The following is a 5,270-nucleotide window of genomic DNA, read 5'->3' on the forward strand; positions in this document are numbered from 1 at the left end:
TCGGCCGCCAGGCCGGCCGATCTGCGCGGTCCACGTGTCCGCTGGGGTGGCCACGCAGAGCCGGGTGACGTACCCAGAACTCGGGCGCGGAGGTCGGGTGACGTCGATGCTTCGAGCCACGGTTCGGTCGGACCGCGACGACCGAGAGTCCCGGTCAGCGCGCGCAGTTCGGCGATGTCCCTGTCGACGGTGGGATCGGATGCTGCGAGCTCGCGTAGCTCGGCGGCCTCGGTGTCGTCGAGGTCGTCGCCGACGGCAGCGGCGATCAGTTCGGCTCGGCGATCGTCTCGGGCGTTCATGCTTCCTCCTGTCCGTCGAGATGGTCTCGCAGCGCCCTCAGTGCGTAGAAGGCGCGAGTGCGCAATGTTCGTACGGCAACGCCCGTCGACTCGGACAGTTCCGCATAGGTGGTTCCCGCCAGGTGCACCGCAACGACGACCTGCCGATGATCGGGAGAGAGAAGGGCGAGCGCGGCGATGATGCGCAGTCGCTCGTCCACGTCGGGACTGGTGTCACGCGAGATCGCGACCGATCGTCGGTCGAGGTCCTCGATCCTTTCCGACGCCGGCTTCGGCATTCTGCTCAGAGACCGTTGGACGTCGACGATCACATTGCGCTCGATGGCGAACAGCCAGGTACGCAGCGCTCCTCGGCTGGGCTCGAATCGGGACCGGGCCCGCCATGCGCGAAGGAACGTCTCCTGGACGCAGTCCTCGGCAAGCGCTCGGTCGCGCAGTGCGTTGACGGCGAAACCGAGCATGGCCGACGCATGCTCGTCGTACGCGGCAGCGACGTCGAAGTGCAGTTCGATCACGCTCCCGATGCTCATGACAGTGACTACGTCGACGGACCCCCGGACGTTCATATCCGAGACTGGAGTATTTCTTTACCGAATTTTGAACATCGTGGCATCGACCGTCGTACACCTCTGCACGGGCTCGCCTGCCCGATACTCCCACGGAAGGCCCACGAGATGACCAGACGCTCGATCACCCGCCCGACCATGTCCGTCCGCGGCACCGCCACCGCAGTCGTCGGCGGCACGGCCGCTGCACTGATGCTGTTCACCGCGGCCCCGGCCGGTGCCGATACCCCCGTTGCCGAACCGGACTCGTTCACCAGCGCGTTCACCGCGATGGCAACTCCCGACCAGGTGGTGAACGGCGACGGTGTCGCCACTCCGGGCCAGCCGGGCGCGACGGGCACGTTCACGCTGCGCATCAATTCCGATCTCGACATCGTCTGCTACGACATCGCGCTCGACGGCGTCACCGGCGATTACATGAGCCCGGCCAAGACCGCCACGCACATTCACGAGGCGGCGGCGGGTGCTGCGGGACCTCCGCGTCTGGCGTTCCCGAACCCGACGCCGATCGGTGACGGCCCACGTTCGAGCACCGGCTGCATGCAGGGACCGTTCACCACCGGCCTGACGCCGGCCGGTGCCGACGCCGACAGTGGAACCGGATTCACGCTGGACCAGATCGAAGCAAATCCGGCGGGCTTCGCGGCCGACACCCACACCGTCGACTTCGTGGCCGGAGCGGTACGCGGACAGCTGACGCAGATTCCGGTCGGCTCCGTCGCCACCGGAGGTGGCGGTTCGGCTCTGGCCGCGGCGTCCGATTCGGCCTCCAGTAATGCGGTGCCCGTCGTCGGCGCGGTTGCCCTCGGCGCAGTAGTCCTGGGTGCAACGGCGATCGCGGGAGTGACGTTGGTTGCTCGCCGCAGCGGAACGGCACGCAGCTGAGATCTCGGCTCCTGGTTGCTGTTACGGCAGTGGTGGTGGTGACGGGCTGTACGTCCGCACCGCCGCCATCTGCCGCACCATCACCACCTGCCGCACCAACACCTACCTCGGTACCACCTGCCGCACCAGCGACCGAGTCCTCGACCGCTGGAGATTTGCCGGGACCGGGCCCGACGGCGGATTTCGCGGCGCAGGCACCGACCCGGCTCAGCGTCGAGGCCATCGACCTCGACGAGCCGTTGATCGGCCTGGGTCTCACCGAGAACGGCGAGATGGAGGTGCCGAGCGACTACGACGACGTCGGGTGGTTCACCGGCGGCGGCAGACCGGGCGTGATCGGTAGTCCTACCGTGCTGGCCGGGCACGTGGATTCCACGACCGGTCCCGCAGTGTTCGATCGGTTGTCGGAGCTTCGACCGGGAGATGTCGTGACGGTGGGGGACGGGACGGGTGGTCGAGTCGACTACCGCATCGATCGGGTCGGCGACTACGGCAAAGTGGAGTTCCCGACGGTGCAGGTCTTCGGGGCGGTGCCCACCGACGAGATCAGGCTGATCACGTGCTCGGGCGACTTCGACGCCTCGGTGGGCAGTTACGAGCGCAACCTCGTCGTCTACGGAGTGCGGCAATAGCCCAGCGTTTTGGAGTTGACGCGGAGTATGTTGTAACCTGAACAACGGTTCGGATCACGAGTGCTCGCACTCCGGTCCAGACCGCCCAATCAAGTTCTACCCAAGACCGTTGGTCACCGCCTTCTCGAAGGATTCACTTCCGGGAGTTGCGCGGTTGAAGGTCCGAGATCGTGTCGGACGGCCCACGCAGGAGAACGAGGTAGGGAACCTGTCTGCAGTCCTCGCGACTGCCTGCTCGTTCACGCCCCGTGTGCTTCTTGCGCCGGGGCGTTCGTCGTTTTCCGGCCCTCTCGCGATCGACACAACTTCCCACGAGAGGAGGCGAAGTATGGCAAAGCCCGAAAAGGTCTCAGCAGTATCGGAGATCACCGAACAGTTCAAGGGTTCGACGGCTGCCGTCGTCACGGAATACCGTGGCCTGTCGGTGTCCGGTCTGACTCAGCTCCGGCGTGCGCTCGGCGAAGGTGCCACGTACTCCGTCGCCAAGAACACCCTGGTCAAGCGCGCAGCGGCCGAGGCAGGTATTACCGGCCTCGACGAGTTGTTCGTCGGACCGACCGCCATTGCATTCATCAAGGGCGAGCCGGTCGACGCAGCGAAGGCCATCAAGGCCTTCGCGAAGGACAACAAGGCCTTGATCGTCAAGGGCGGCTACATGGACGGCGCAACGCTGTCCGTGGAAGAGATCAACAAGATCGCAGACCTCGAGTCGCGCGAAATCCTGTTGGCCAAGCTCGCCGGCGCCATGAAGGGCAACTTGTCGAAGGCTGCAGGCCTGTTCAACGCTCCCGCATCGCAGTTCGCGCGTCTGGCGTTCGCGTTGCAGGAGAAGAAGGCTGCCGGCGCACCCGCCGCAGCCGAGGCACCTGCAGAAACAGAAGCACCGGCGGAAGCTCCCGCCGAAAGCTGATCCGCTGGTATTGGCGTACAGCTCAGCTCCACACCATCAACACCATGCCGCGGATCAGCGGTTAGGTACTTACAGGAAGGACCCGCCACCATGGCGAAGCTCAGCACCGAAGAATTGCTCGACCAGTTCAAGGAGCTCACTCTCCTCGAGCTCAGCGAGTTCGTGAAGGCATTCGAGGAGACCTTCGAGGTCACCGCAGCTGCCCCCGTCGCCGTTGCTGCTGCAGGCGGCGGCGCAGCCCCCGCCGAGGCTGCTGAAGAGCAGGACGAGTTCGACGTCGTCCTCGAGTCGGCCGGCGACAAGAAGATCCAGGTCATCAAGGTCGTCCGTGAGGTCGTTTCCGGCCTGGGCCTGAAGGAAGCCAAGGATCTCGTCGAGAGCGCTCCGAAGGCAATTCTGGAGAAGGTTGCCAAGGACGCAGCCGACGCCGCCAAGGAGAAGCTGGAAGCTGCCGGCGCGAAGATCTCCGTCAAGTAGGACCGCTTCGTTGCAGTCGTGCTTCGTGCTCTGAACGCACGAGCGCAAGAAGGGCCGTTCCCACCTCGGTGGGGACGGCCCTTCTTCTGTTCTCGGACACCGCACGGGGTGCACTGTTGTGATCGATCACGGACTCCTGCAAATCGCGTGACACCGGCCTTGTGCCCCTGTTTACTCGGTTTCGCCGAAGTCCAAAGCATTCCGAAGGGTTTCGGCGGTCATTGTTTGTGGCGTGTCACAGCTTTGTGACGCAGGGACTTGTCACAGTTCTGGCGAGTCGCCGACCGTGTCGCGTGAGATGAGCCACACTGATGCAAGCTCTACAGCCTGACTCGGGGAAGTTCTTACTGGGCGGTAAGCTCCCGTGTCGGTGCGGACACGTGCATGGGATACAGTGACACAACCCACATCCGGGTCGATGTGTACGAATTGTGGAGGTCAGCGTGGGAGTCGAGGTTTCGGTCGAGGGATTGACCAAGTCTTTCGGGGTACAGAAGATCTGGCAGGACGTGACGTTGACCCTGCCGAAGGGTGAGGTCAGTGCGCTCCTCGGTCCTTCCGGTACCGGCAAGTCGGTCTTCCTGAAGTCCTTGATCGGCCTCCTGCGTCCCGAACAGGGCAAGATATTCATCGACGGAACCGACATCCTGCAGTGCTCCTCCCGTGAGCTCTACGAGATCAGGAAGCTCTTCGGGGTGCTGTTCCAGGACGGCGCACTGTTCGGCTCGATGAACCTCTACGACAATGTCGCGTTCCCGCTCCGCGAGCACACGAAGAAGTCCGAGTCCGACATCCGCAAGATCGTCATGGAGAAGTTGGAACTGACGGGTCTGCTCGGTGCCGAGGACAAGCTGCCCGGCGAGATCTCCGGCGGTATGCGTAAGCGCGCCGGTCTCGCCCGCGCTCTGGTTCTCGATCCCGAGATCATCCTGGTCGACGAGCCGGACTCCGGCCTCGATCCCGTTCGCACTACGTACATCTCGCAGACCCTGATCGACATCAACGCCGAGATCGACGCCACGATCCTGATCGTGTCGCACAACATCAACCTCGCTCGGACGGTGCCCGACAACATCGGCATGCTCTTCCGTCGCCAGCTGGTCATGTTCGGCCCCCGCGAGGTGCTCCTGACGAGCGACGAGCCGGTAGTCAAGCAGTTCCTCAACGGAACGATGATCGGTCCGATCGGCATGTCGGAGGAGAAGGACGAGGCGCAGATGGCGCAGGAGCAGGCCATGGTCGACGCCGGCCACCACGCCGGCGGCGTCGACGACGTCGAAGGCATCGTGCCGCAGATGAAGGCCACTCCCGGAACTCCGGTGCGCGAAGCCGTCGGGCGTAGGCAGGAGCGCGTCCGCCAGATCATGCACACCCTGCCGCACAATGCCCAGGTTGCGATCCAGGAAAGCCTCGACACCACCGACCCGGGTCAGCGTTACCCCGCGTATGCAGACCAGCAGCAGGGTTACGACCAGCAGGGATACGACCACCAGGGTTACGA

The 5,270-nt window shown here is 64.4% G+C and carries 7 protein-coding genes; 5 read left to right on the plus strand and 2 right to left on the minus strand.

Annotated features, from left to right (window positions below; genetic code table 11):
• Positions 1-299, minus strand: a 299-nt coding sequence (locus RHBS_RS24085) for a hypothetical protein (protein ID WP_145977583.1), incomplete at its 3' end; no start/stop codon positions are given.
• Positions 296-829: an RNA polymerase sigma factor gene (locus tag RHBS_RS24090; protein WP_045840763.1), complete on the minus strand. Its 534-nt coding sequence runs from the start codon at positions 827-829 to the stop codon at positions 296-298. The genes RHBS_RS24090 and RHBS_RS24085, both read right to left, overlap by 4 nt.
• Before the next feature lie 144 nt (positions 830-973).
• Here RHBS_RS24090 and RHBS_RS24095 point away from each other — a divergent pair, with 144 nt between their 5' ends.
• The 5 genes from RHBS_RS24095 to RHBS_RS24115 form a co-directional block, all read left to right on the plus strand.
• Positions 974-1,750 carry a CHRD domain-containing protein gene (locus tag RHBS_RS24095; protein WP_027498227.1) on the plus strand — a complete coding sequence of 259 codons (777 nt, stop codon included), beginning with the start codon at positions 974-976 and terminating at the stop codon, positions 1,748-1,750.
• A gap of 155 nt (positions 1,751-1,905) precedes the next feature.
• Positions 1,906-2,382 carry a class F sortase gene (locus RHBS_RS24100; RefSeq protein WP_228139272.1) on the plus strand — a complete coding sequence of 159 codons (477 nt, stop codon included), beginning with the start codon at positions 1,906-1,908 and terminating at the stop codon, positions 2,380-2,382.
• Positions 2,383-2,710: 328 nt separating this feature from the next.
• Entirely contained in the window at positions 2,711-3,292 is a 582-nt protein-coding gene (rplJ, locus tag RHBS_RS24105) for a 50S ribosomal protein L10 (protein WP_008713855.1), read from the plus strand.
• 90 nt (positions 3,293-3,382) lie between these two features.
• Complete coding sequence (gene rplL / locus RHBS_RS24110) at positions 3,383-3,769, plus strand: 50S ribosomal protein L7/L12 (protein ID WP_008713856.1); 387 nt, start codon at positions 3,383-3,385, stop codon at positions 3,767-3,769.
• 443 nt (positions 3,770-4,212) lie between these two features.
• The coding region (locus tag RHBS_RS24115) for an ABC transporter ATP-binding protein (RefSeq protein ID WP_237669636.1) at positions 4,213-5,270 on the plus strand (1,058 nt) is incomplete at its 3' end.

The organism is Rhodococcus sp. BS-15, from assembly GCF_000813105.1.
Taxonomy (GTDB): domain Bacteria; phylum Actinomycetota; class Actinomycetes; order Mycobacteriales; family Mycobacteriaceae; genus Rhodococcoides.